Origin of the sequence: Rhodococcus sp. Leaf247 (assembly GCF_001426185.1) — a bacterium.
Classification (GTDB): domain Bacteria; phylum Actinomycetota; class Actinomycetes; order Mycobacteriales; family Mycobacteriaceae; genus Rhodococcoides.
Window position 1 is genome coordinate 1822261 of record NZ_LMRP01000001.1, and the last position, 25128, is coordinate 1847388.

22 protein-coding genes are annotated in these 25128 nt (G+C 67.1%); 7 read left to right on the plus strand and 15 right to left on the minus strand.

What is annotated here, in order from left to right:
• Positions 1–78: 78 nt before the first annotated feature.
• The 6 genes from ASG64_RS08540 to ASG64_RS08565 all read right to left on the minus strand — a co-directional run bounded on the left by ASG64_RS08540 (position 79) and on the right by ASG64_RS08565 (position 6753).
• Positions 79–1293: an oxygenase MpaB family protein gene (locus ASG64_RS08540; protein WP_042575317.1), complete on the minus strand. Its 1215-nt coding sequence runs from the start codon at positions 1291–1293 to the stop codon at positions 79–81.
• A 222-nt stretch (positions 1294–1515) separates the two neighbouring features.
• Positions 1516–2973 (minus strand): mannitol dehydrogenase family protein, encoded by a 1458-nt coding sequence (locus ASG64_RS08545; RefSeq protein WP_056072055.1) that lies wholly within the window; start codon positions 2971–2973, stop codon positions 1516–1518.
• A 112-nt stretch (positions 2974–3085) separates the two neighbouring features.
• Entirely contained in the window at positions 3086–4057 is a 972-nt protein-coding gene (locus ASG64_RS08550; RefSeq protein WP_082043138.1) for an ABC transporter substrate-binding protein, read from the minus strand.
• A 61-nt stretch (positions 4058–4118) separates the two neighbouring features.
• Positions 4119–5216, minus strand: coding sequence for an ABC transporter permease (locus ASG64_RS08555; RefSeq protein WP_042575300.1), 1098 nt, complete (start codon positions 5214–5216; stop codon positions 4119–4121).
• The gene (locus ASG64_RS08560) at positions 5213–5992 is read right to left on the minus strand and encodes an ATP-binding cassette domain-containing protein (protein WP_056072061.1); all 780 of its coding nucleotides are present in this window, start codon (positions 5990–5992) and stop codon (positions 5213–5215) included. The genes ASG64_RS08555 and ASG64_RS08560 overlap by 4 nt, the downstream gene beginning before the upstream one ends.
• The gene (locus tag ASG64_RS08565) at positions 5989–6753 is read right to left on the minus strand and encodes a nucleoside/nucleotide kinase family protein (RefSeq protein WP_200933427.1); all 765 of its coding nucleotides are present in this window, start codon (positions 6751–6753) and stop codon (positions 5989–5991) included. Before ASG64_RS08565 ends, ASG64_RS08560 begins: the two co-directional genes overlap by 4 nt.
• A 344-nt stretch (positions 6754–7097) precedes the next feature.
• On the opposite strand from ASG64_RS08565, the gene ASG64_RS08575 reads away from it, so the two are divergent.
• Both ASG64_RS08575 and ASG64_RS08580 read left to right on the plus strand, forming a co-directional pair.
• On the plus strand, positions 7098–7823 hold the full coding sequence (locus tag ASG64_RS08575; protein WP_042575303.1) for an SDR family oxidoreductase: 726 nt from the start codon (positions 7098–7100) through the stop codon (positions 7821–7823).
• Positions 7824–7850: 27 nt separating this feature from the next.
• Positions 7851–8843 (plus strand): LacI family DNA-binding transcriptional regulator, encoded by a 993-nt coding sequence (locus tag ASG64_RS08580; RefSeq protein WP_042575304.1) that lies wholly within the window; start codon positions 7851–7853, stop codon positions 8841–8843.
• On the opposite strand, the gene ASG64_RS21205 is transcribed toward ASG64_RS08580, so the two are convergent.
• On the minus strand, positions 8809–10053 hold the full coding sequence (locus tag ASG64_RS21205) for an HAD-IA family hydrolase (RefSeq protein WP_162245379.1): 1245 nt from the start codon (positions 10051–10053) through the stop codon (positions 8809–8811). The two genes, ASG64_RS08580 and ASG64_RS21205, sit on opposite strands and share 35 nt — an antisense overlap.
• Before the next feature lie 64 nt (positions 10054–10117).
• On the opposite strand from ASG64_RS21205, the gene ASG64_RS21565 reads away from it, so the two are divergent.
• The 3 genes from ASG64_RS21565 to ASG64_RS08605 are packed head-to-tail and all read left to right on the plus strand — an operon-like array spanning position 10118 to position 15023.
• Positions 10118–11149 (plus strand): LacI family DNA-binding transcriptional regulator, encoded by a 1032-nt coding sequence (locus tag ASG64_RS21565; protein ID WP_056072068.1) that lies wholly within the window; start codon positions 10118–10120, stop codon positions 11147–11149.
• Positions 11146–13419, plus strand: a complete 2274-nt coding sequence (locus tag ASG64_RS21890) for an FGGY family carbohydrate kinase (protein ID WP_200933428.1) — start codon at positions 11146–11148, stop codon at positions 13417–13419. Before ASG64_RS21565 ends, ASG64_RS21890 begins: the two co-directional genes overlap by 4 nt.
• Before the next feature lie 50 nt (positions 13420–13469).
• Complete coding sequence (locus tag ASG64_RS08605; RefSeq protein WP_056072070.1) at positions 13470–15023, plus strand: DUF2207 family protein; 1554 nt, start codon at positions 13470–13472, stop codon at positions 15021–15023.
• Between the two features lie 10 nt (positions 15024–15033).
• On the opposite strand, the gene ASG64_RS08610 is transcribed toward ASG64_RS08605, so the two are convergent.
• The gene (locus tag ASG64_RS08610) at positions 15034–15753 is read right to left on the minus strand and encodes a TetR/AcrR family transcriptional regulator (RefSeq protein WP_056072073.1); all 720 of its coding nucleotides are present in this window, start codon (positions 15751–15753) and stop codon (positions 15034–15036) included.
• Positions 15754–15834: 81 nt separating this feature from the next.
• Here ASG64_RS08610 and ASG64_RS08615 point away from each other — a divergent pair, with 81 nt between their 5' ends.
• Positions 15835–16683: an NmrA family NAD(P)-binding protein gene (locus ASG64_RS08615; RefSeq protein WP_056072076.1), complete on the plus strand. Its 849-nt coding sequence runs from the start codon at positions 15835–15837 to the stop codon at positions 16681–16683.
• A 77-nt stretch (positions 16684–16760) separates the two neighbouring features.
• Positions 16761–18152: a nucleobase:cation symporter-2 family protein gene (locus ASG64_RS08620; protein ID WP_082518233.1), complete on the plus strand. Its 1392-nt coding sequence runs from the start codon at positions 16761–16763 to the stop codon at positions 18150–18152.
• Positions 18153–18158: 6 nt separating this feature from the next.
• On the opposite strand, the gene ASG64_RS08625 is transcribed toward ASG64_RS08620, so the two are convergent.
• The 7 genes from ASG64_RS08625 to ASG64_RS08655 are packed head-to-tail and all read right to left on the minus strand — an operon-like array spanning position 18159 to position 25124.
• Positions 18159–19148, minus strand: a complete 990-nt coding sequence (locus ASG64_RS08625) for an LLM class F420-dependent oxidoreductase (protein WP_056072079.1) — start codon at positions 19146–19148, stop codon at positions 18159–18161.
• A 15-nt stretch (positions 19149–19163) separates the two neighbouring features.
• Positions 19164–19964 carry an SDR family NAD(P)-dependent oxidoreductase gene (locus ASG64_RS08630; protein ID WP_056072085.1) on the minus strand — a complete coding sequence of 267 codons (801 nt, stop codon included), beginning with the start codon at positions 19962–19964 and terminating at the stop codon, positions 19164–19166.
• A gap of 8 nt (positions 19965–19972) precedes the next feature.
• The gene (locus ASG64_RS08635) at positions 19973–21781 is read right to left on the minus strand and encodes a glycoside hydrolase family 15 protein (protein ID WP_056072087.1); all 1809 of its coding nucleotides are present in this window, start codon (positions 21779–21781) and stop codon (positions 19973–19975) included.
• Positions 21778–22443, minus strand: coding sequence for an HAD family hydrolase (locus ASG64_RS08640; RefSeq protein WP_042575312.1), 666 nt, complete (start codon positions 22441–22443; stop codon positions 21778–21780). Before ASG64_RS08640 ends, ASG64_RS08635 begins: the two co-directional genes overlap by 4 nt.
• A gap of 37 nt (positions 22444–22480) precedes the next feature.
• Positions 22481–23899: a hypothetical protein gene (locus ASG64_RS08645; RefSeq protein WP_056072090.1), complete on the minus strand. Its 1419-nt coding sequence runs from the start codon at positions 23897–23899 to the stop codon at positions 22481–22483.
• Positions 23896–24423 (minus strand): signal peptidase I, encoded by a 528-nt coding sequence (locus ASG64_RS08650; RefSeq protein ID WP_042575314.1) that lies wholly within the window; start codon positions 24421–24423, stop codon positions 23896–23898. Before ASG64_RS08650 ends, ASG64_RS08645 begins: the two co-directional genes overlap by 4 nt.
• 38 nt (positions 24424–24461) lie before the next feature.
• Entirely contained in the window at positions 24462–25124 is a 663-nt protein-coding gene (locus ASG64_RS08655) for a hypothetical protein (RefSeq protein WP_042575315.1), read from the minus strand.
• Positions 25125–25128 lie beyond the last annotated feature (4 nt).

Sequence of the window (25128 nt, forward strand, 5' to 3'; positions counted from 1 at the left end):
TCTCGGACCGGACATCGACGGCGACGTCGTCGGCATCCTGCGTGCGCTGCTGCGCCGCGATGGATGCCGACGACGTCGTCACTCGTCGGTCGGTCGTCCCGCCACCGCCGTTCCGCGATAGTCGGCTCGGACGCCGTCGAGTCCGCGTTCCAGCGAGCTCTCCAACAGCCGGAAACCGCCCTCTTCGGCGATACGGCGCACTCCCGGAAGCCTCGTCACCGAACTCACTGCTCGTATCGCGCCCGCCCCCAGTCGCACCACCGCCTCCGCCGTGGGCCGTGCCTCGAGGCCCAACGCGTCCCGAGCATCGCCACCGGGGTGCGTGGCGATCATGGACGGCTTCAGAACCTGCCGCGCCACCGCATGGTTCAACCATGTCGACTTCCCGAAAGCGGCCATCGACGCTGTGCCGTCGACGACGTCGCGCATCAAGGTCTTCATCTTGTCACTCTCACCGAGCAGCGTCTCGTGGATCCGCATCTGGATCGCCATCTCCTCGGCGTGGTCTCGCCCGAGCAGTTGATTGTTCGCACCCTCGATGCGCGACACCCAGCGCCACATCAGCGCGAAGCCGTCGCGTTCGTCGGGGGTCACCTTTCCCCCGAAATACTCCATGATGTTGACCCGGTACTGCCCGAAGATGTACGTCGCACCGGCAGTGGCCATCTGACTGATCGGCGTTCCCGATTCGTATCGGGGCCACCTCGCGCTGCGGTGGATTCCCAGCCGGATCATGGTGTGCATGAACCTGATTCGTACCCACATGATCCACCGATCACCACCCGGCAACATCCCGTCCACGTCGAGTGCTCCGACGAAACCTGTTGCCGTCTCCCAGAAACGGCGTCGGAAGTCGCCTCCGCCGGCCAGGCGACCGGTCGACGACATCACCTCCGCGGTGGCCGGATCCAGGTAGGTCATGGGCAAGGCCCCGTGGATCCCGAACAACATGCCCAGCGGATTGCGGCGTCCCATCCGCGCACCCACCCTGAGGGAATCGACGTCGAGCCAGCTCGGAACGGCCTCGACGTCGGCGAAGAAGGCGACGGCCTCCGAATTGCCCTCTCGTTCGAGTTCTCTGGCGTTCGCATAGATGTCGCCACCCATCAGTTTGCGTTCGCGCATCACGTGAATCAGTGCCTCGCACAACGGGTCACCCACGTGATTCCACGACCTGTAGTCGATGTCCTCGGGTGCGAGATACGACTCCGCGCCCGGGGTACTCGCCAACGCGATCAGCGCGTCGACGCTGGGACCGTGCGGGGCGAATTCACTGCGTACTTCGCTGGACATGTGACGCCTTCCGTCGAGGAACGACCGAGCACTGCGAGCACGCGCGTCGACCCGAGTGAGGTGCATGGCCGGTGATCGAGGCGTGGTGCACGAGCCGTTGCGAGGTACAGAACCTCGTTATGCATAGTTCTATCACGTCCGCTCGAGGTCGGCACGGAGGCGACGTCCCGATGCAGGACCGCGGGTGCAGTCCTTCGAGACGACGAGGTCGTGGGTCCGTCGTCAGACCGAGGAGGCCACCAGCAGCCGGACCGCCCCTATCGGGCCGTTGTCCTGGAGGCGACGCTTCGCGCGCTGGTACGCCACGCGAAGCCGCACGCTCGTCGTCAGGTCCCCGAAGACGTCAGGTTGGGCCAGGAATGCGCCGGGGCTGTCGTGGTCGGCCCTCGCCAGTGCGCAGAGCTGATCCGCCGCCCGGTCGGGCAGCGCCACTCCCCCTTCGATGCATGCGCACCACGCCGCGAGCATCAAGGCTGCATGGTCGATGGACAAGTCGTCCCGCAGCCTGTCCCGCACGACGGGGAGAACGAACTTCGGGATGCGAGATGTCGCGTCCACGACCTGCCGCGCCACCGTGTCCTGGACGGCGAGCGAGCCGAATCGGCGGACGAGTTCGTCGATGTACTCGTCGAGGTCGACGCCCGGTACCTCTCCGACCGTGGGCCGCGACTCGTGTCGCATGAAGGACTCGACGAACGCTCCGAGGTCGGGATCCTGCATCACCTCGTGGACGTGGACCACGCCGGCGAGAATGCCGACGTAGCCGAGCATCTGATGCGAGGCGTTGAGCAGCCGCAGCTTCATGCGCTCGTACGGCACCACGTCGGGAACCACCTGCACACCGACCTCGTCGAACGGTGGCCGACCGTCCGAGAAGTCGTCCTCGAGGACCCACTGCGCGAAGGACTCCGATCGCACCGGCCACGCATCGTCGATACCCGTGCGACGACGCACCGACTCCGCCACCGCAGGTGACGTGGCAGGAGTGATGCGGTCGACCATCGAGCTCGGGAACGCCACCGAGTCGTCGATCCAGTCCGCGAGTTCGGCGTCATGGCGACGAGCGAAGGACACCAGAGCAGCCCTCGCCACGGCGCCGTTGCCGACGATGTTGTCGCACGACATCACCGTGAAGGGAGCCGTGCCGTCGTCGCGTCGGCGACGCAGTGCGACCGTGAGGAAGCCGAACACGCTCTCGGGGATGTCGAGGGAGGCCAGATCGTGCAGAGTCGCCGCGTCGCGCGGATCGAAGGCTCCGGTCGCGTCGTCGATGCCGTAGCCCGACTCCGTGATGGTCAGCGACACGATGTGAGTCGTCGGCGCCACCAGGACGTCGATCACCGCGTCGGGGTCGTCCGGGGCGAACAGGTACCGAGAGATCGAGCCGATGATTCGCGTGTCGACGCTGCCGTCGGGGTCCACCGTCGTCAGCGTGTAGAGGTGGTCCTGGCTCACGGATGCGTCCCGCTGCGCCGCATCCGCCGCCATCACACCCACACCGCAGATCGACCATCCGTGGTGGCCTGCGGCGAGCAGCCGGTCCACGTACATGGCTTCGTGGGCGCGATGGAAGGCTCCGACACCGAAGTGCACGATGCCGCAGTCACCGGTGCGGTCGTACCGAGGAACGGCAGTGCCGGCCGGCGGCGACGACACTGCGTCGCTGATGGAGACAGTCACGTCGCACGACAACTTTCGAAGGGGGAGAGTGGAAAGCGGTGGCACTCCCGGGTGCCGGAAGAAAACCGGCGACTCGTCGGGAGCACCACCGCAGCTGAGGGGACGTGTCGGGTCAGCAGGCCGACTTGTAGACGTACTGCGCGCCGTCACCGTCGATGGTGTCCGCGGTGATGACGTGGAAGCCGGTCGAGATGTCCTTCTCGGTGGCCTTGTCCTCGAGTGAGGCGACGGCCTGCTCCACTCCGTCGGTGCCGATGGTCGCGGGCTGCTGAGCGATGAGCGCCTGCACGGTGCCCTCGCGGAGCTGCTTCACCTGAGCGGGGCCGGCGTCGAACCCGACGATCTTGACCTGGTCCTGCTTGCCGGTCTGACGGACACCGGTGGCCGTGCCCTCCGCCGCGAACGTGTTGGTCGCGAAGACACCGACGATGTCGGGATCCTTGGCGATGGCCGCGGAGATCAGACGGGCGGCTTCTGCCGGGTCGTTGTGGCTGTACTGCACGCCGAGGTACTGGAAGCTCGAGTTCTCCGCGGCGGCGTCCTCGAAGCCCTTGACGCGGGCGTCGGTGGTGGAGACACCCGGGTCGGTCGAGATGACGATGACCTTGCCGCCCTGCGGGTTCAGCTGCTCGATGGCCTTGAACGCCTCGGCGCCGCCGCCGACGTTGTCCGACGAGATCGCCGACACGGCCTTGGACGGGTCCTCGAGGGTCGTGTCGACGAGGACGACCTTGATCCCTGCCTGCGCCGCGGCATCGAGCGGCGCCTGCATGGCGGACACGTCGGTCGGGGCGATGAGGATGGCCGCCGGACGGGAGGCGACGACGGAGTCGACGATCGGCTTCTGCAGCGTGGGGTCGAACTTCGCCGGACCCTGCACGTCGACGGTGTATCCGGCGGCCTCGGCGGCGTCCTGGATGCCGCACTGCATGCTGATATAGAACTCGTCGCCGCTGACGCCCTGGATGAAAGCCAGCTTCTTGTCACCGCCGCCGCCCGAATCGGACGAGCAGCCGGCGAGCACGAACGTGGAGAGTGACGCGGCGGCCAGAGCGGCTGCGGCGACGGTCCTGGATGTACGCATGGGTACCGGGTTCTTTCTAGGATTGTTCGTCAGGGAGGTGGATCTGGGATGAGCTGCGGAATCAGGGGTTTCGAGCCCACAACCGTTTGAGAGAGGATGTCGACGCACCGCGGGTGGCGGCGGCTCGACGGCGTTGATCGAAGTAGACAGCCGCGATGAGAACCGCGCCGACGGCGACCTGCTGCCAGAAGGGCTGCACGCCGACGATGACGAAGCCGTTCTGGAGCACGGCGGGAATGAAGAGTCCGATGACGGTGCCGAACATGGTGCCCACACCGCCGAAGAGGCTGGTGCCACCGATGACGACCGCGGCGATGACGTTGAGGTTGGTCTGCGACTGGCCGGCGATGGCCGTGGTGCCGTACTGCGACAGGGACAGGATGCCGGCGAGACCGGCGAGCGTGCCGGACAACGCGTAGACCTTGATCAGGTGGAGATCCACCTTGATTCCGACGCGGCGGGCCGACTGCTCCTTGGACCCGACGGCGAAGGTGTGCAGTCCGAACTTGGTGCGGTGCAACACGATACCGAAGATCACCACGAACACCAGCGCGATGACGGAGATCAGGGGAATGGTGGTGGCGGGCAGGTTGCCGTAGCCGATGGTGTCGACCAGCACCGGGGGCACGTCGCGGATGTCGACGCCGCCGGTGATCACCTGGGCCAGACCCAGTGCGCCGCCGAGGGTTCCGAGCGTCGCGATCAGGGGCGGCACGTTCGCGATGCCGATCAGGAAACCGTTCAGCAACCCCCACGCGAGGCCGCAGGCGACCGCGACGACGATGCCGATCACCGCGACGCTCCACCCGTCACCACCGACGGCGCGCATCGTCTTGGCCGCGACCACACCGGAGAAGACGAGAACGGAACCGATGGAGAGATCGATGCCGCTGGTGACGATCACGAACGTCATACCGATGCCGAGTACGGCCAGGATGGACACGTTCTGGATGATCTGCCGGATGTTGCCCCACTCGGGGAAGCTGTTCGGCGCGAGGATCGAGAACAGGATGCTGATCGCGAGGAGAACGAGCACGATCTGGAACACCTGGACGCGGGCCAGCCCCGCGAGGGTGCTCCGCAGGTCGAACGAACCACCGTTCGACTTGGGATCCGGGGCCGAGGAGCCCGCTGATTTCGACAACGTCTGATTGCTCATTTCGCGGCTCCCACCGTCGCGCCGGTCATCGCCCCGACGAGTGCTTCCATGTTCGTGTTCTTGGCATCGAGCGTCGCGACGCGGCTGCCCAGGCGAAGCACCTGGACGCGGTCCGCGACCTCCATGACGTGCGGCATCGAGTGGCTGATGAACACCACCGCGACACCCTTGTCCGCGACACGTCGGATGGTGTCGAGAACATTGCGGGTCTGCACCACTCCGAGGGCGGCCGTCGGCTCGTCGAGGAAGACGACTCCCTTGGCCCACGCCACCGCTCGCGCGATGGCGATGGCCTGCTGCTGACCACCGGACATCGCACCCACCGGGTCGGTGAGGCTGCGGACGGTGGCACCGAGCTCGTCGAGCGCTTCGCGCGACTTCGTCCGCATCGCGGCAGTGTTCAGGAATCCCAGGCGACCGAGGATGCCCGCGGCGGGGATCTCGCGGCCCAGGAACATGTTCTGGGCCGCGTTGAGGTGCGGCGCCAGTGCGAGGTCCTGGAAGACGGTCTCGATGCCCAGATCGGCTGCAGCAGTGGGGCTGTTCAGGTCGACCGGAGATCCGTTGTAGAGGATCTCTCCGGAGTCCAGTGCCAGGCTGCCCGACAGAGCCTTGACCATCGTCGACTTGCCGGCGCCGTTGTCACCGATGAGTGCGACCACCTCGCCCGCGTAGATCTCGAAGTCGGCATTGTCGAGCGCGCGCACGTTACCGAAGCTGCGGGACAGCCCGCGCGCTTCGAGGACGGGCGTCGCGCCGTCGTGGGCGTTGCTCATCGGAGCTCCTCGTGTTGTTCGGTGTGGCCTGGCGTGTCGACGTCGCCGTGCGCGGCGAGTCGTGGATCGTCCGGTACCTCGATGACGAGGTCGGCGCGAGGTGATGCAGCAGTGATGATCTCGGCGTTGCGGAGGTCGACGTCGTGGGTCCAGCGGTAGGCGTCGTGGTGGGATTTGCCGTGCGATTCGTGCCGAGCCACCAGCCGGTCCGCACGTGCCGATGCCGGGACGTCGAGGTACCAGACCTCGTCCAGCTCCGGCCGCACGTCGCTCCACCGGAAACCGCCGGCCGACAGGTCGTCCAGCAACAGGTAGTTGCCCTCGGTGATCACCAGCGGCGTGGACGGGGACACCGCGACGGCGCCGCCGATCGCTGCTTCCAGAGATCTGTCGAACCGCGGTGCGTACACCGTCTCGGTGGTCTGCGACCGCAATCGGCGGAGCAGGTTCACGTAGCCGTCGACGTCGAAGGTGTCGGGCGCGCCCTTGCGCTCCCGCCGGCCCAGCCTCGTCAGTTCCTCGTCGGCGAGGTGGAACGCGTCCATACCCACCAGTACTGCGTCGTCTCCGAGGGCTGCGGTCAGCCGAGCGCAGAACGTCGACTTGCCCGCGCCCGGCGCACCGGTGACGCCCACGATCCGGCGACGACCGAGGTCCTGGCGCAGTGTCGCTGCCATGGTCTCGACCATGTCCGCGACGTTCCCGGGTGTGAGTCGGCGCTGCTGTGAACTCGGTGCGTCACTGTTCGATGCTGCGCACATGTCCGACCCCCGTCCTCTCGCGTGCTGTCCCCGGTGACTGCGTCCGCGAGAGCCCGTATCGGCATCGCGTTGCGGATCAGTGTGACCCACGCAACTCGGACTGTCACGCGTTTCCACAAAATTCATGTCATCGATGACATGGCGGGAATCGGAAGGCCCGTCACGGACGCGAGGATGAACGGTGAGGTGCCCCTATCGATGCAGATCAACACCATTTTTGCCGATTGACGCGCATACGTGACGCGCTGTCGGTACGGTCCGTGTCATCGATGTCATCAGGACCCGACCACTCGGTCCATGTCATCGGTGACACTCAACAGACACGACGACGAAGGCAGATTCCCATGTCGCAGTTCGACGGCCGCACCATCCTGGTCACCGGAGCCAGCGGAGGCATCGGCGCCGCCACCGTTCGCAGACTCGTCGCCGACGGTGCGGACGTCATCGCGTCCGGCCGGAACGAGGAGGTACTCGGCGCCTTGGCGGACGAGACGGGTGCACGTCCCCTCCCCTTCGACCTCACCTCCGAGGACAGCATCCGTGACGCGCTGACCGGCCTCGATCTCTACGGCGTCGTCAACTGCGGCGGATTCGGCGGCGAGATCGCCACGCCGCAGGACACCGACATCGACATCTTCGACAAGGTCATCTCGATCAACGCCCGCGGCAGCCTGCTGGTGATCAAGTACGCGGCACCGGCCATGATCGCCGCAGGACGCGGCGCGATCGTCAACGTCTCCAGCCAGGCCAGTCTCGCCGCCCTGCCCGGCCACGTCTCCTACGGTTCCTCGAAAGCCGCGCTGGACAACATCACTCGGGTCTCCGCGCTCGAGCTGGGACCGCACGGCATCCGCGTGAACAGCGTCAATCCCACCGTCGTCATGACGGAGATGTCCGCGTTCTACTGGGGACGGCCGGAGATCGAGGGACCGTTCCTGGCACAGATGCCGCTGGGTCGCTGGGCCACCGAGAAGGAGATCGCCGCACCGATCGCCTTCTTGCTCAGCGACGACGCGTCCATGATCACCGGAGTGTCGCTCCCCGTCGACGGCGGATACACCAGTCGCTGAGCTCGTCGACTATCGGAAGGTGAATGCATGACCACCATGCAGGACGTCGCAACCCTGGCGAACGTCAGCGCCAAGACCGTCTCTCGTGTCTACAACGACGATCCGCACGTCGACCCCGCCACTCGAGCACGCGTCATCGCGGCCCTCGAATCGCTGAACTACGTCCCCAACGCGATCGCGACGTCCTTCAGAACGGGGCAGTCGGGAGCCATCGGCGTCGCCGTACCCGACATCGACGATCCCTTCTTCTCCTCCATCGCCCGCGCGGTCGAGGACCGTGCCCGAGTCCAGGGGATGGCCGTGATCATGACCAGCCTCGGCCACGATGCCTCGATCGAGAGTGCGCAAGTCGAGTCTCTGTTGCGACGTCAGTTGAGTGGACTGGTGATCGCCCCTATCGGCACCGATCAGTCGTATCTGAAGCGGTGGGTCGAACGCACCCCGACCGTCTTCGTCGACCGAGCGCCGACCGGTATCACCGCCGACACCTTCGTCGACGACGACCACGGTGGCGCGCACACGGCGACGACCCATCTTCTGGGCAAGGGGCACCGACGGATCGCACTCGTCGGCGACGACCTCGAGATCACCACGGCGTTCAACCGCCTGAACGGATACCGGGACGCGCTGTCGGACAACGGCATCGGCTATGACGACGATCTGGTCGTCACCGGTGTCCTCGACAGACCCCGTGCACACGAGGCGATCGAGGCCTTGATGGCCGGTGCGCACCCGCCGACCGCGCTCTTCCTGTCCAACGCCCGCACTGCAATGGCCTGCATCCCCGCCCTGCAGTCTCTCGGTGCGCGCCGCCCGGCGTACGTGGCGTTCGGCGACTTCCCGCTTGCCGACGCGTTGTGCCCCGCCGTCACCGTGATCGATCAGAATCCGACCGAGCTGGGTCGGATGGCGATCGACCGGTTGCTCGGGCGGATCGACAATCCACGGCGTCGGTACCGTCGCCGCAACGTCATGTCCGTGGAGCTCATCGAGCGGGAGTCGTGTTCGGCAGCAGAGTGATTCCGCCGGGGCCCACCTCGACGCGGAGCTGATCGAGCGCGTCCACGTGCAGATCGGCGTCCAGCACCGCGGGATCACAGGTGCCCGAGACGCCGATCACCGTGCATCCCGCCGATCGAGCGGACTGCACCCCCGCCGGGGCGTCCTCGACGACGAGGCACCGTGACGGGTGGACGCCGAGTCGCCGAGCGGCCGCGAGGTAGGGCTCGGGATCCGGCTTGCCGTGGGTCACGTCGGCCGACGTCACGACCGTCGCCGGTGCCGGAATCGACGCGGCCGTCAGGCGGGCACCTGCCACGCTCGGTGATCCGGAGGTGACGATCGCGCAGACCTGCGGCGGGATCGACTCGAGGAATGCGCGCGCACCCGGCGTCGGGACGACGTCGAGAACGTCCTCGGTCTCGATCTCGCCGAGCCGCAGCGCTGCGGTAGGGCCGACGTCGGAACCGAGAAGCAGTGTCATCGACGCGGCAGCGGTCATGCCGTGCGCGATGTCGTCGACGTCGAACCCGTATTCGGAACCGACGCGGTCCCAACTCCGAGCGACGGCGGCGGTCGAGTCGGCCAACGTGCCGTCCAGGTCGAACAGAACCGCGTCGAAGGTGGAGCCGATGACGCTGCGGCGGTCGATGATCGGGTCTCGCGAGCCCAGTGACCGCCGGACGCGGTACACCTGCTGCGCGGTGGTCAGCGAGGCGTCGACACGGAGGTGCGGCACCTGGACGGGGTCGGATGCGAGCGCGGCACGATGAATGTCCCGATCCAATCCACGGCCGGCACGCCGACGCGAGAGCAGTTCGTCCGGTCCGTCGACATGCACTACGACGACGGGTGTCGGCGCGAGAGCAGCGACGAGTTCTGCCCACTCCTGGCCGCCCCGCAACTCACGCGTGAACGGTGCGACGAGAACACCGCGAACTCCGACCGTCGTCAGATCCGCGGCAGCACCGAGCATCACGGCGTAGCGGCCCCGCCGCACGGTGTCGGTGACGGGACCGTGCGCATTCCAGTGCTCGCCCGGCAGAAGCGGATCGAGGGCGTCCAGCAACGGTGTCGTGAGCGTGTCCAGATCCAGCAGCGGTGCACCCAGCTCCCGAGCGAGCGCCGTTCCGAGGGTGGTTTTCCCACTCCCGGCGGCGCCGGCGATCACCACATGGGGAGGCCGTTCGGCGACTGCGTCTTGACAGGAGGTGGGCACGATGTCGATCATAGGAGACAACGTTGTCTCGCACCAGCGTCTCACCGCTTCCTCCCCTCGTCGAGAGAGTCCCCACGTGACCCACCGGGCCAGCATCAAGGATGTCGCCGCCTTGGCCGGCGTGAGCTTCAAGACCGTCTCACGCGTGGTCAACGGAGTGGACACCGTGCTGCCCGAACTCCGTGAGCGCGTGGAAGCTGCTGTGGCGGAACTGAACTACGTGCCGAACTCCGCGGCACGGTCGCTCAAGTCCGGCTCGGGCACGACCATCGGCATCGTCGTCGACTCGATCGACGACATCTTCTTCGCCTCCCTGGTGCGCGCCGTCGAGGAACGCGCACTCGAGCACGGCATGGGCGTCATGGTCAGCAGTTCCGGCTTCGACCCCGAGCGCGAACTGGCCCAGCTCGAGCGCCTGGCCGGACAGCACGTGCGGGGCATCGTGCTGGCCCCCGTCGGTGACCACAGCGCGTTCTTGACACCCCGCCGTCGAACGCTGCCGGTGGTCACCGTCGACCGCTCCGTTCCCGGCTTCCATTCCGTCACCGTCGACGACTACGCGGCGGCTCGCCGAGCGGTCCAGGTGCTTCTCGACGCAGGTCACCGCCGCGTCGCACTGGTCGGGTTCGACGCGCGGTTGCAGACGGCCCGTCGCCGCCGCGATGCCTACCTCGACGCGATGACGGACCACGGGATCGCGGGTGATGCCGCGCTCGCCCCCGACGTTCTCCCGTCACCGGACGCAGCGCGTCCCGTTGTCCGCGATCTCCTCGCGCTGCCCGATCCACCGACCGCGCTGTTCGTCTCGAACGCACGCCATGCCGGCGCCGTCGTCTCGCTGTTGCACGAGATCGAGCGGACGGATGTCGCGATGGTGTCGTTCGGCAGCTTCGCGCTGGCCGATGCCGTCGATCCGCCGGTCACCTGCATCGACCAGAACCCCTACGAGATCGGGTCTCTCGCCGTCGACCGCCTGCTGAGGTTGTTCGACGACCCCACCCTCGAACCGATCTCCGACGTCGCCGAGACCACGGTCGTCGAGCGCACGTCACACCTGCTCCCCGAACACCGACAGACTCCCCTCGCCCGAAAGCGGTACCGCCCGTGAGCACCACACTCGTCGCAGGTCTGGACCTCGGCAGCACCGGAATCAAGATCCTCGTCAGCGACGCGTCGGGTGACGAGGTCCTGATCGAGCAACTCCCGACGCCCTGGAGCCACGGTCCCGGCGGTACGACCGACATGACCGCAGGCGACCTGCTGGACACGGTCCGTCGGCTGCTCGACGTGGTCGCCCGACGTCTGCCCGAGGCCACCGGCGACTCCGATGCACGCCTCGCCGCGATAGCCGTGTCGGGAATGGGCGAGACCGGGTTCCTGGTCGATTCCGACCTGCAGGTCGTCGCGCCCGCCTTCGCCTGGTTCGACCCGCGTGGTGGGGAACAGGTGGCCGCCGTTCCTGCGACCCTGCGGGACGCCTTCGCCGGTGTCACGGGAATCCCGCTCGGAGTGCAGGTGTCCGTCGCCAAGATTCTCCATCTCCGCGACCGGGGACTCGACCTCGCCGGTCTGCGGTGGCTCGACCTGCCTGCCTTCGTCGTCGCCGCCCTCGGCGGTGACGTGATCAGCGAGTACTCGTTGGCGTCCCGCACCGGCCTGCTCGACCAGGACACGGGCGCTCCCTGGCTCGACATGTTCGCCTACCTGGGCATCGAGCCGTCCTTCCTCCCGCCGCTCACCGCAGCCGGTGCAGCGCTCGGAATTGCCGACGCGCCATGGGTTCCCGACGCCGTGAACGGTGCAGCACTGACCGTCGCAGGTCACGATCACCTCGTCTCGGCGATCTCCGGTGGGACGCTCGACAGTGACACCTACCTCGTGTCGATGGGCACGGCGGAGGTGTTGCTCCGCGTGCTCGACGAGCCACTGCCCGCGTCGAGCCGTGCACGGTTGGCCGAGCATCTGATCGACACCGTTCGTCATGTCGTTCCCGGTAAGTACGTGCTCGTGGCAGGGGTGAAGTCGGGCCTGCTCATGCGGCGCGCACTTCAGTTGTGCGACATCAACGACCGCGCCGGACGCGACGCGCTGGACGCCCGCGTCCAGGCACTCCCGTCGGAGAGCGCGATCGCCGAGGGCGGTATCGCGGTCTCCGGTGCCCGGAACGACGACGGCGTGCTGTCGCTGACCATCCGTACCGACGGCGTCGATGCTGCCGAGCTGTTCCGGGCCGTGCTGCTGCACGGCAACGACGAGGTGGCCCTGCTCGTGGAGGCGCTGGACCGTGAGGTCCCGCCGGCGCGGAGGAGCATCCTCACAGGCGGCTGGGCGAGCATGACGTGCGTCCGCACCGCTCGCGCTGCCGTCCTCCCCGACATCACCACGTCGGGCCGCGCCCAGGACACCGCCTACGGCGCAGCACTTTTCGCTTCCAGACTGCTCGATTCGAGCACTTCGACCCCACCTCGCACCACCGACAGGAGCTCACACATGAACGACCTCACCACCCTGGAACGACGCGGCATGGCCGCCATCTCCACGGCGAACGGCAACATGCTGATCGTCGCCGGCGACCAGCGCAACGGCATGAAGGCCGTCATGAACGACGCTCCGGACGGCCCCGACTCGATCTCGAAGGACCAACTCGCCGACGCCAAGGGCGATCTGGTGAAGTACCTGGGCAACCACGCCCCCGCGATCCTTCTCGATCCCGAGGTGGCACTCCCCCGCGTCGTCGACGAGGGCACACTCTCCCGTGACACCGCACTCGTGGTCGGTATGGACGCCTCGGGATTCGAGACCGTGGACGGCCTCAAGTTCACCCGCTTCGTCGACGGTGTGACACCGCGCGTGGTCCGCGATCTGGGCGGCGACGTCGCAAAGATGTTGTGGTACATGCGACCTGACCGCCAGACCGCGGATTCCCGCGTCGGCCAGGAGATCGCCGAGCTGGTCAAGGCATGCTCGGCGGAGGGTTTGCTGCTGATCGTCGAGATCCTGACCTACCGCCTCGAGGGCGAATCCGCCGTCGACTACGCGGAGCGTTTCCCGTCCCTCGTCGCGGAGTCGGCACGCATCTCCGTCGAGTGCGGCGCGAAGGTGCTCAAGCTGCAGTACCCGGGGTCGGCCGAGGCCTGCGCCGCGGTGACCGCCGCCGCGAACGGTGTTCCCTGGGCCGTGCTGTCGGCCGGTGTCGATCACGAGACCTTCATCGAGCAGGTCCGCACCGCGGTCGCCAACGGCGCCAGCGGCGCGATGGCGGGCCGATCCCTGTGGAAGGACAGCATGGCGGTGTCCGCGGAGACCCGTGAGCAGTTGCTGACCGACCGCGCGCTGCCGCGTCTGCGCGAGTTGGCAGAGGCCGTCGACAATCGTTGATATCCACTCAGCGGGGGTAACGGACCGCGAAGTCTGCCTATCATGACCCCATGAGACGCACCCGGCTCGCGGTTCTGGTCATCTCGGCGACAGCAGCATTCGGTCTCGTCGGCTGTTCGGACAGCTCGTCGACGCAGGATCTGCAGTTCGACGGTCTCACCGCGGGACAACGCGTCTACGACAGCACGGGATACTCCCTCGACGCGGCGCAGTCGGAGCGTCTCGAGCGGCAACTCTACGAGGTCAGGTCGGACACCGGAGCCGACGTCATCGCCTACGTGCGGGAACTCGACGCCGACTCCGACGACACCCTCGATCAGGTGGAAGCGCTGCAGCAGGCGTGGGTGGCGGCGGCGGGTGTCGAGCAGGACACCGCCGGTGCCATCCTGATCAATCGGGAGCCCGGCACGGTCGACAAGGCACGTGCAGGCATCTTCCTCGGATCGACCTTCGACGACGGCAACGTTCCCGGAGACGAGCAGGAAGCGATCATCGAGGACGCGCTGATTCCGCCGCTGCGCGACGGTGATGTCGCCGGCAGTCTGACGAACGGCATCGACCGTCTGCAGTCGTCCATCCGATCCGGGCCTCCGGTGACGGCGCTGGACGAGTTCGCGGACGGGCCGGGATCGACCTGGCTGCCGTGGACCGGTCTGGCGGTCGTTCTCCTCGGCATGGCCGGTGCCTGGTCGATCTACCGTCGCCGCCCGCGGCCGACGGTTTCCGCGCAGCCCCCGACGACGTATCGACCCGACCGCGACACCGATCCCGCCGTCGCGACCGCCCTGGTCCACCGCGGAGCGCAGGCGAGTGCTGTGCCGGCGACCGTGCTCGCTCTCGCCGCGGCCGACGCACTGAGCATCGAGGCCGACCCGGCATCCGGGAAGTTCGGCAGCAAGTCCAAGGCCCACGTCAGGCTGCTCGACCGCGGCAAGGTGCGCGGCGACGTGCAGGACGCCGTCTGGTCGATGCTGTCCGAGAAGGCCGACGGTGACGTCGTGTCGAGCATTGCGCTGGCGAAGATCGGCCAGGGCCACGGCACGACGAAGGGCGTCGTCGATGCCGTGCTGGAGACGAACGGGTGGAAGCAGCACGGGACAGCCCGCCCACGGTGGAGCCTTGCCGGACTCGCGGTGCTCGGCGGTCTGGTGATGGTGGGCGGGGGCGTCGTCGCCGCCTCCGGCGCGCTCGTCATGCTGGTCGCCGCGATCCCCGGCGCGATTCTGTTTCTCACGGGACTCGTCATGGCCGTCGCGTACTCCGGCTTCTCGGTCGCGGGACTCGACGCGGCCCGCCCGTGGGAGGCCTACCGCGACGGACTGAAGCAGGCGGCGAAGGACGACGACGCCGTCGTCGATCTCGACGCTGCACTCCCGGACATCGTGGCGCTGGGCCTCGGTTCGGTGTTCGCGAAGCGACTCGAGGCGGCCACGGACGGCGGAACGTCCCTGCGCGCGTTCACCTCACCCGCCGGCTACGCAGCCGACCCCGCGCTGATGAACTGGGCGGTCTTCTCGTCGGTGTTCGCGTCGAGCAGTGGCAGCTCCGCCACGGTGTCCGGCGGCGGAGCAGGCGGGGGCGGCGGCGCGGCCGGGAGTACCTGAGGTCGCAACCTCACCGCGGTGCCGAGATCCGATCGAGCCATTCGATCAGGAGGGCGCGCTCCGATGCCGTGAGGGCATCGAAATCGTGAGCAGCAGAGCGTAATTCGATCGCGGACGTGACCACCGACGGTTCCGACCGCGCGGGGGTGTCGACGACGATGTGGCGGATCACGGCGTCGAACAAGTCGTCGGCGAGACCCCGGTCACGGTCGGCGGGCGGCGTCGCGAGAATGGTCAGAACTGCACCCGTGCCTGCCGCGTGGACGATGTCGACTGCTCGCTTCTCGCTCACGGACAGCCGCCCGGCGCGGGCGACACGGTGCACTCGCGCCGCGAGAATCGACAGACCCTGTCGGGCTGCCGGAGACTCTCGCCCGCGCAAGGGATCGCTGAGGAGGGCGAACAAGGTGGGATTGGCGAGTCCGAAGTCGATCTGTGCACGCCATCCCGCGCGGAGATCGTCGACAGGGTCGCCCTCGCCTGCTATCTCGGAATCGACAGCGACCGCCTTCGATGTCACGTAGGTCGCCATGACGTGTTCGGCGACGGCGTCGAGGAGACCCTCCTTGTCGCCGAACAGGCGATAGATCGTGGGTGCCTGCACCCCCGCAGCATCGGCGACACCACGGGTCGTCACCGCGGATCGACCTCGTTCCTGCAGCAGGTTCGCTGCGACGTCGACGATTCTCGACCTCGTGCCGTCTCGGGGTGTCGTACGCGCGTCTGCCACGTAGCAACGATAACAAGACCGTGATACCACCGTGTTTCCGGTGCTACGCTGATATTGATATCGTCGATAACAGGAGAACTTATGATCGTCGTCACCGGAGCAACCGGGGCACTCAACGGTGCCACCGTGGACCACCTGCTCGAGCGCCTTCCGGCGTCCGACATCGCCGTCGCCGTGCGCGACACCGCCCGGGCACGCCGTTTCGCAGATGTCGGCGTCGAGGTGCGACACGCCGACTATGCCGATCCGTCGTCGCTGTCCACGGCGTTCGCCGGCGCCGACCAGGTACTTCTCGTGTCCTCGAGCGACCCCGGTGCCGACGCCGTTGCGCTGCACACCAGGGCAATCGACGCGGCAGTGGCGGCCGGTGTCGGACGCATCCTCTACACGAGCCATCAGGGAGCCGCTGCCGACAGCCCCTTCCGCCCGGCACGTGATCACGCGGCCACCGAGACTGCACTCGCCGCCTGCGGAGTGCCGTGGACGGCCCTGCGGAACGGCTTCTACGCGCACAGCCTGGACCTCGTGATGGGCGACTGGCGCGACACCGGCGTCGTCTCCATCCCCGTCGACGGCGCAGTGTCGTGGACCGCGAGGGAGGACTCCGCGGAGGCGGCCGCCGTCATCCTTGCCTCGGCGGACGGTATCGATGGACCTGCGACGGTGACGGCGCGGGACGCGCTCACGTTCGAGGAAGTCGTCGCCCTCGCATCCGCCTCCGTGGGCCGCGAGATCTCCCTCGAGGTGGTCGGAGAGGAGCAGTGGGTCGCGGCGCGCGTCGCAGAAGGAACGAACGAATTCATGGCGCGCTTCACGCTCGGGATATTCCAGGCCGCCCACCAGGGAGGCTTCGCTGCGACGGATCCCTTGCTGGCAGCGCTCCTCGGCCGCGAACCACGAACGGTGCAGCACGTCCTCGGCGCTTCCTGACCTCGGGTCGTCCACTCGTAACGATCCGGAAACCGGGAAACACGGCAAACGAAACCGACGGCGCCGACACTGTTCCCATGGTGTCGTTGTCGAAGTTCACACGGGGTCGAGCGGGCACACATCCGGTCGACGACATCCCGCCTCTGTCCGTGCTGGCGCCGCTGGGCCTGCAGCACGTGCTCGCGATGTACGCGGGTGCGGTCGCCGTCCCGCTGATCGTCGGCAGTGCTCTCGTCGCTGCGGGCGAACTGCAGTCGAGCGATCTCCCGTACCTGATCACCGCGGATCTGTTCGTGGCGGGAATCGCCACGCTGATCCAGGCGGTGGGTTTCTGGCGATTCGGCGTGCGGCTACCGCTGATGCAGGGATGCACGTTCGCCGCGGTGACACCGATGATCGCGATCGGCTCGCAGTACGGCGTCACCGCCATCTACGGTTCCGTGATCGCCTCCGGAATCTTCATGATGGCGTTGGCTCCGGTGTTCGCGAAGCTCCTGCATCTGTTTCCGCCGTTGGTCACCGGAACGGTCATCCTGATCATCGGGCTCTCGCTGATGCCGGTCGCGGCGGGATGGTTCGGCGGCGGCACCGGTGCGGACGACTTCGGTGAACCGAAGTACATCGGCATGGGCGCGCTGACCTTGCTGATCATTCTGCTGATCGAACGTTTCGGGCCCGCACCGGCAAAACGCCTGTCCATCCTGCTCGGCCTCGTCATCGGCACGATCATCTCGATCCCGTTCGGCCTCACCGATTTCAGTGGAGTGGCCGACCAGGACTGGGTGGGCGTGACCACGCCGTTCCACTTCGGATTCCCGACGTTCGAGATCAGCGCGATCATCACCATGTGCATCGTGGCGCTGGTCATCATGACCGAGACCACGGGCGACATCATCGCTGTCGGCGAGATCGTCGACAAGAAGGTTCCGCCTCGCCGCCTGGCCGACGGACTCCGAGCGGACGGATTGTCGACGATGCTCGGCGGCATCTTCAACACGTTCCCGTACACCGCATTCGCACAGAACGTGGGCCTCGTCGCGATCACGGGGGTCAAGACCCGGCACGTCGCCACGTTCGCCGGCGGCATCTTGATCCTCCTCGGTTTGCTACCGAAGCTCGGCGCCGTGGTGGAAGGGGTACCGCTACCCGTGCTCGGCGGCGCCGGCATCGCCCTGTTCGGCATGGTCGCCGCGAGCGGAGTCAGGACGCTGGCACAGGTGCGGTTCAACAACACCAACATCCTCGTCGTGGCTGTCGCCGTCGGAGTCGGCCTGCTTCCGACCGTCTCCCCCGACCTCTACGACAAGTTCCCCGACTGGTTCCAGACCATCTTCCACTCCGGCATCAGTGCGGGTGCGCTGTGCGCGGTCGTGCTCAACCTGCTGTTGAACTCGGAGTCGCTGCGCGACAGGCTTTCCGACGACACAGATCCGCCGGCCCACGACGCTGTGCGTGGACCGGCGCTCTGATCTTCTCTACGACGAGGCGGAGCGAAGCTTCTCGAGCAACGGGCCGGCGGCCTCGGCGAGGAATCGATCCTGCGTCTCGTCGCCGACCTGCACCAGGGCGATGTCGGTGAATCCTGCCTCCCAGTAGGGCTTGACCTTCTCGACGATCGCATCGAGGTCCGGACCGCAGGCGATGGTCCCCGCGACATCCTCGGGTCGGACGAACTGGGTGGCACCGGCGAAACCGGCCGTCGTCGGAAGATCCGCGTTCACGGCCCAGCCACCGGCGAACCAACGGAACTGATCGTGAGCGATCCGGATCGACTCGTCCTCGTCGGGACCCCAGCAGATGGGGATCTGCCCGATCTTCTTCGAGTCACGACTCAGACCGGTGCCGATGTGCCGCGCCTTGTCCCAGCCCTGGACCAGCTCCGACTTGGGCTCGGTCGAGATCATGTGGTCACCGAGCGGGGCGAAACGCTCGATGGACTTCGACCCCGAGACCGCGATGCCGATCTCGAGCGGTGTGTCGGGGGTGTCCCACAGCCGGGCGGAGTCGACCCGGTAGTGCTCGCCTTCCCACGTGACCAGCTCCCCCGACTGCAACTGCCGAATGATCTTGACGGCTTCCTCGAACATGTCCTGGCGCTTGTCCACCGACGGCCAACCCTGGCCCACGACATGCTCGTTCAAGTTCTCCCCGCTGCCGAGACCGAGGGTGAAACGGCCGTCCGACAAAATCTGTAGGGTCGCTGCCTTCTGCGCGACGACCGCGGGGTGATACCTGATGATGGGGCAGGTCACGTACGTGTAGAGATCGACCGTCGACGTCGCGTGCGCCACCGCACCCAGCATCGTCCATGCGTAGGAGGCATGCCCCTGCGAGGACAGCCACGGCGAGTAGTGATCGCTCGACACCTCGAAGTCGAAGCCGGCGTTCTCCGCTTTCACCGCGTAGTCGACGAGCTGCTTGGGGCCGCTCTGCTCGGTCATGAGGGTGTATCCGAAACGGGTCATGGGAAGTGGTCCTCTCTAGATGGTCGCGACCGAACCGGAGTCGACGCGGTAGTTGGAGCCGTTGACGAAGCTGGCACGCTCCGAACACAGGAACGTGACCACCGACGCCACTTCCTCCGGGGTACCCCGTCGACCGAGTTCCATGAACGGCCGATCCTCTTTCAGGAAGCTCTCGATGGCCTCGTCGCGATCGGTACCGCGCTCGTCGGCGCGCTTGTCCATCATCGCGTCGGTCATCGGCGTGTGAATGAAGGCAGGAGACACCGCATTGACCAGGACACCCTCGGACGCATAGGTCTTGGATAATCCCTTGACCAGCGACAGGATTCCGGCTTTCGCTGCGCAGTACGGCAATTCGTCGATGTAGGGCTGCTCGGCGTCTTCCGATGCCAGCAGCACGATGCGTCCCCACCCGCCCTGGCGCAGCTCCGGGAGGAACGCGCGCACGACGCGCGCCGGACCGAGAAGGTCGACCTCGATGGTGGATGACCAGCCGTCGTCGTCGATCTCGTGGAACATGCCCTGCGCGCCGGTGATCCCGGCGCTCTGCACGAGGATGTCGACGGTGCCGAGCGCCTCGACAGCCTTGGCATGCAGCGCCTCCACCTCGGCCGGCTTGGTCACGTCGGCGGCGAACGCGGTGACGGATCCGTCGGGCCCCGTCAGTTCTGCCGCACCGGCAGCGAGCTTGTCCTGGTCCTTGTCGGTGACGAAGACTCGAACGCCCTCGTCGAGAAGCATCTGCGCTGTGCACCAGCCGATTCCCGAATCCGCTCCGGTGATGACTGCTGTGCGTCCCGTGATTCCGAGGTCCATGTGTGGTCCTACTTTCGTGTGTCGGAGGTCGTGTGGTCGTGACCGCTGGCCAGTGTCAGCGCTGCGTTGATGAGCGCCAGATGGGACAGGCCTTGCGGGAAGTTGCCCAGGAACGTCGAGGGTTCGCCCTCGGCGGATCGGTCGGGGTCGATCATCTCGGCGAAGAGCCCGACGTCGTTGCCGGTCGTGACGAGCCGGTCCATCAGAGCGGAGGCCTCCTCGTCGCGGCCGAGCTTGGCCAGTGCGCTGACGACCCAGAACGAGCAGGCGACGAAGGTGCCCTCCACCATCCGCATTCCGGAGTAGCGGTAGAGATGATCTCCGGAGCCGAGTTCGTCGCGAAGAGCGTCCACGGTCCGGGACATACGGTCGTCGTCGACGCACCGACTGCCCGCGTGCAGCAGCACGGATGCATCCAGTTCATCGGTTCCCGGGTACCAGATGTACGCACCGCGAGACTCGGACCAGCAGTTGTCCGCGATCCACTGCGCGATATGGTCGCGCTCGGTCACCCACCGATCCGCGATACCCGGGATCATGCCCTGCTCGGAGAGGTGGACGGCGCGATCGAGCGCGTGCCAGCAACCCATCTTCGAGGACGTGTAGTGCTGCTCGGTGGGCAGCTCCCACATGCCGGCATCCTTGCGTCGCCAGATGTCGCACGTGGTGTCCGCGATCTGCGCGAGCAGTCGGCCGGTGGGGGCGTCGAGGATGTTGCCCGCGTCGACGTACAGCGACACGATGTCGAACAGGTCGCCGAAGATACCCTGCTGGAGCTGCGTGGCCGCCTCGTTGCCGTTGACGACCGGGCCGATGCCGCGCCACCCCGGAACGTCCGGGTAACTCGACCCCGCGGGAACTTCACCGTCGAATGTGTAGAACACCTGCGTGATCTGCTCGTTGCTGCGGATGATGCGCAGCAGCCACGCGACCGCGGCGTGCACCTCCTCGCGGAGACCGAAACGGATGAGCGCCTTGATCGTGTAGGCGGCGTCGCGCACCCACGCATAGCGGTAGTCCCAGTTCTTCGCGCCGGCCCACCGCTCCGGAAGTGAGGTCGTCGCCGCGGCCGCGATGGCGCCGGACGGGCTGTACAGCAACAACTTCAAGGCGAGCGCGCTGCGATGGACCTCGTCGTGCCAGGGTCCGTCGTATCGGAATTCTTCGGACCACATCTGCCAGTTGGTGATCGTCCGGTCGATTCCCGCATCGACATCCTCCGGCACCGGGAGATACAGCGGCTCCACCTCGGTGCCGACCACGGCAACCAGTGACCGGGCACCCACCTCGGTGGTGAATCGCCCACTGATCGAACGGGATCCGAGCTCGACGTCGTCGGCATTCATCGTCCGCACACCGAGGCTGACGCCGTCCACCCGCAGTACCGTCCCGTGCACGGTCTCGTACGACCACGGGGACGCGGTCCCCAGGCACGTGCCCGGCGCCACCGTCCACTCCATGTCGACGCTGCCCTCGACGCCCTCGATGCGTCGGGCGAGCTCGGTCCACGGAAGACGGCCCGCCACTCCGGTATTGAGCGAATCGGTCACGTTCACGACACCCGAATCCGTGGTGAACGTGGTCACCAGGACGTTCGAGCCGTCCGCGTAGCGACGCGTCGCCGTGAAGTCCGCCGCCGGCCGCATCGATATGTACCCACCGGTATCGGCATCGAGCAGCGCCGCGAACACCGGTGGCGTGTCGAGGTTGGGTACCGGGAACCAGTCGATACGTCCGTCGTTCGCGATGAGCGCGACGGTTCGGCCGTCGCCGATCGCGGCGTAGTCCTCGATCGCCGCGTAGTCGTTCTCTCTCATCCGAGGCGCGCAACCATGGAACTGTCGAGGTTCGCCAGTAGATCGGCCGGATCGTCATACACCGCAACGGCTCCCGCATCGATCAACTCGGCGGCCGACACTCCGCCGCTCCGCACACCGATGCAGGGGACACCGGCGGCCACGGACGCTTCGACGTCCCATACCGAGTCGCCGACGAACACGGCGTGATCAGCGTCGACCCCGGCCTTGTCCAGCGCGATACGAACGATGCCCGGCTCCGGTTTCGCCGTCTCCACATCCTCCGACGACGTCAACTCCGAGACGATCTCCTCGACCCCCAGTAGACCGCGAAGGATCGCGAGTTCGTTCTCCGGAGCCGAGGTGGCCAGAACGACCTGCAGCCCGCGGTCCGCTACCGCGCCGAGCAGATCGAGCGCACCGGGCAGCGGCGACAGCAGGGAGGACATCTCCTCGTAGTACTGCGTGTGCAGTTCCTTCGCATGCGAGGCAGCGGCCTCGTCCGCGTCGCCGGCCAGCGACGACAGCAGCTTCGCGCCGTCCATTCCGATCGAGCGGTGGATACGCCACGAGTCGGCGGCGATCCCCGCATCGGCGAACGCTCGCGCCCATGCGTGGACGTGCGCGTAGTTGGAATCGACGAGTGTGCCGTCGATGTCGAACAGAACGGCGGGGGAAGTCACGCATGGTGGCTACCCGCGGAGGGCCGTGGACAAACGATCAGCCGCGCATCGCGGCTGCGACCGTCACCACGTCACCGGCGGTGGTGACCGGCGTCCATAGGCCGTCCATCGTGTTCGCAGCCACACCTACTGCTGTCAGTGCATCCGGATCGAAGGTAAGGACAGAGCCGTCGGAACACGCGAAGCTAACGGCGTCGGAGCCGACCGTGCACCGGGTCCCGCCGGACGTCGTGATGGCTGTGACAGCACCCGACCCCGAGAACGACGTCACGGCAGGGGGTGTCGTCGTGCTGGTGACAGGCGGTGTCGTCGTGCTGGTGACAGGCGGTGTCGTCGTCTTCGTCGTTGTGGCCTCGAAGGTCGTGGTGGCATCCTCCGACGTCGTGGTAATCGACGTCGTGGGCGCTGTCGTCGTGGCGGGTTCAGTCGTGGGCGCTGTCGTCGTGGCGGGTTCAGTCGTGGGCGCAGTCGTCGTAGTCGGTTGTTCCGGGGCCGCGACACGCGCGGCAACGGCAGCGGTGGTCGCGACAGGACCCGTCGCTCCGCTTCCGCACGCCGCGTCGACGAGAACGAGCGTGAACCTGATGTCCAGCAGAATGTTCCCGAGAACTCCGAGCCGCAGAATCCTGCCGTTCTCCAGCACGAGGCTCGAGCGTGCGGACGTCGTCGTGCCGACGACACTGCGGAGAGTCCCCGACACTCCGGGAACGACCACTGTCGATCCGCTCTGAGGGAAGTCGAACGACGTCGTGCCGCCTGCGGGCGGTACGGCAACGACGCTTCCGCCTCGAACGGAGATCGAGCCGCGGGGGTTCGATGCCGTCACGTTGGCGGCACTCGGAGCGGCTGCGGTGTACGTGGGACCGGACGACGTCAGGTCACAGGACACGGAGGACGTCACGGGGGACGGAACTGCGACCACGTCCGTCGAACCCAGCCCCAGGAGCGAGAGCAGTGATGCGTACAGCGTGTAGGAGGAGAGAGTCGCACTCGCGTTCACTCTCTGCGACGGAACCGTGACACACGGCGCAGGAGTCGCAGGTGCCCATCCGTAGGCCGCACACGCGGCGCCCGTGATCGGTGTCCCGGCGACTGCGCCTCGCGAGGTCAGCTCGTTGGCCAGACCGAGCACCCCGGCGCTGCTGTAGGGCCCGGCCGTCGTTCCGGTCGCCGTACCCGGAACCGCCTGCGACCTGGCTGACGACGGTCCCGGCCACGGTGGGTTGGTTCCGCCCCTCAACAGATCGAACGCGACGCCCGACGCCGAGGCGACGCGGCCGACTTCCGCGTAGGCGCTTCCGGCATTGGGCCACGACCCGCTCGTCACGGTGGCCGCAGCATGGTCGCGTCCTTGCCAGGCGGCGTCGGTGGTCTCGGTTCGCAGCACTGTCGACACGATGGTCAGAAGCAGGGCGGCGAGGGCGAGCGCTGCCGGGCATGAGCGATGGGTGGTCATTGCTGCCGCTTCGGTGACCGTGGCCAGAACATCGCCACGACCAACACGGTGATGCCGATGGTCAGCAGGCCGAGAACGATGGGATTCGAGAACCACACGACGACCTTCGCGAGGCCGGGTACGGACCAGAGGACCTTGCGCACCTCCCGCACGCTGTAACCCGCCGGGTCCTCGTACTCGTTGGCGTCGCCCTTCAACTCGAGGAACGTGTCACCGTCGCGTCCCGGCGACGTCTCCACCACTCGATGCGTGACCGGAAGCTCTCCGACCCGGTCGACGGTCACGACATCCCCGGGAACGACCGAGTCTGCAGGGACTTCTCGGACGACGGCGAGGGAACCGGTCGGGATGGTCGGCGCCATCGACCCCGTCTTGAACATGATCAACGAGATGTTCATGGTGAAGGACAGGATCACCAGAACGATGCAGACCACACCGCCGAGTGCGAGAACGTTCAGCACCACGTCACCCGCACGCGACACGGCCGAACGGCGTCGGGGACGGGCTGCGTGTCGAGTCGACATGTCACGTGTGCTTTCTGGTGATGCGGAAGAATGGTCGGTCACGCGGTACCCGGGAAGGTCCAGGTGGCGGACACAGATTTCGACGCGGCTGCCGAGCTGGTCCACACCGCGAGAGTGTCCGGCAAAGTCACCCGGAAGCACAGCGGCACAACGGAACCCGCGATACCAGGTGATCCCGCCGGGAGAATCACGGCGCCGGTAGCCGAATCCGCGGACATCGCGACACCGCCCGTCGAGGAACCGACGACGTACGACGCGGTCGAGGTGAACGCAGCACTGCCGCAGATCGTCGATCGGATCACCGCGTACTGCAACACCTCTCCCAGACCCGTGCCCGTCGGCGTCGTACCGTCGACAGTCACTGCCACGGTCGGCGAACCGACGGCAGCGCGCAAGGAGATCGGGGCGTAGGACGACTCGCCCGGGAGCAGGGGCGCCGCGGGTGTCAGCGAGAGCAGAGCCGGCGCGCTCTGCGGATGCATCGAGTACGCGCCTCCGCTCACCGACGATTCGAAACCGAAAGCCTGTGTCGAGAAGGATGTTCCACCCAGGACCTTGTCGGTCCACGATGCTGCGACGTCGGTAGCCGTCACCGCCGCCACGACGACTCCGCCGACGAGTCCCAGCGCGGCACCGACCCGGATCCGCCGACCGATGTCGGAGATCCGGGCCGGGGCGCTACCGGCTGCATGTCGAGACATGTCG

Excerpts from the sequence above, each read along its gene's own strand:
- ASG64_RS08550 (WP_082043138.1), bottom strand. The coding sequence starts at position 4,057 with ATGCGTACATCCAGGACCGTCGCCGCAGCCGCTCTGGCCGCCGCGTCA.
- ASG64_RS08655 (WP_042575315.1), bottom strand. The coding sequence starts at position 25,124 with ATGTCTCGACATGCAGCCGGTAGCGCCCCGGCCCGGATCTCCGACATC.
- ASG64_RS08565 (WP_200933427.1), bottom strand. The coding sequence starts at position 6,753 with ATGTGCGCAGCATCGAACAGTGACGCACCGAGTTCACAGCAGCGCCGA.
- ASG64_RS08560 (WP_056072061.1), bottom strand. The coding sequence starts at position 5,992 with ATGAGCAACGCCCACGACGGCGCGACGCCCGTCCTCGAAGCGCGCGGG.
- ASG64_RS08630 (WP_056072085.1), bottom strand. The coding sequence starts at position 19,964 with ATGGACCTCGGAATCACGGGACGCACAGCAGTCATCACCGGAGCGGAT.
- ASG64_RS08635 (WP_056072087.1), bottom strand. The coding sequence starts at position 21,781 with ATGAGAGAGAACGACTACGCGGCGATCGAGGACTACGCCGCGATCGGC.
- ASG64_RS08575 (WP_042575303.1), top strand. The coding sequence starts at position 7,098 with ATGTCGCAGTTCGACGGCCGCACCATCCTGGTCACCGGAGCCAGCGGA.
- ASG64_RS08615 (WP_056072076.1), top strand. The coding sequence starts at position 15,835 with ATGATCGTCGTCACCGGAGCAACCGGGGCACTCAACGGTGCCACCGTG.
- ASG64_RS08605 (WP_056072070.1), top strand. The coding sequence starts at position 13,470 with ATGAGACGCACCCGGCTCGCGGTTCTGGTCATCTCGGCGACAGCAGCA.
- ASG64_RS08620 (WP_082518233.1), top strand. The coding sequence starts at position 16,761 with ATGGTGTCGTTGTCGAAGTTCACACGGGGTCGAGCGGGCACACATCCG.
- ASG64_RS08540 (WP_042575317.1), bottom strand. The coding sequence starts at position 1,293 with ATGTCCAGCGAAGTACGCAGTGAATTCGCCCCGCACGGTCCCAGCGTC.
- ASG64_RS08625 (WP_056072079.1), bottom strand. The coding sequence starts at position 19,148 with ATGACCCGTTTCGGATACACCCTCATGACCGAGCAGAGCGGCCCCAAG.
- ASG64_RS08580 (WP_042575304.1), top strand. The coding sequence starts at position 7,851 with ATGACCACCATGCAGGACGTCGCAACCCTGGCGAACGTCAGCGCCAAG.
- ASG64_RS21205 (WP_162245379.1), bottom strand. The coding sequence starts at position 10,053 with ATGATCGACATCGTGCCCACCTCCTGTCAAGACGCAGTCGCCGAACGG.
- ASG64_RS08645 (WP_056072090.1), bottom strand. The coding sequence starts at position 23,899 with ATGACCACCCATCGCTCATGCCCGGCAGCGCTCGCCCTCGCCGCCCTG.
- ASG64_RS08555 (WP_042575300.1), bottom strand. The coding sequence starts at position 5,216 with ATGAGCAATCAGACGTTGTCGAAATCAGCGGGCTCCTCGGCCCCGGAT.
- ASG64_RS08650 (WP_042575314.1), bottom strand. The coding sequence starts at position 24,423 with ATGTCGACTCGACACGCAGCCCGTCCCCGACGCCGTTCGGCCGTGTCG.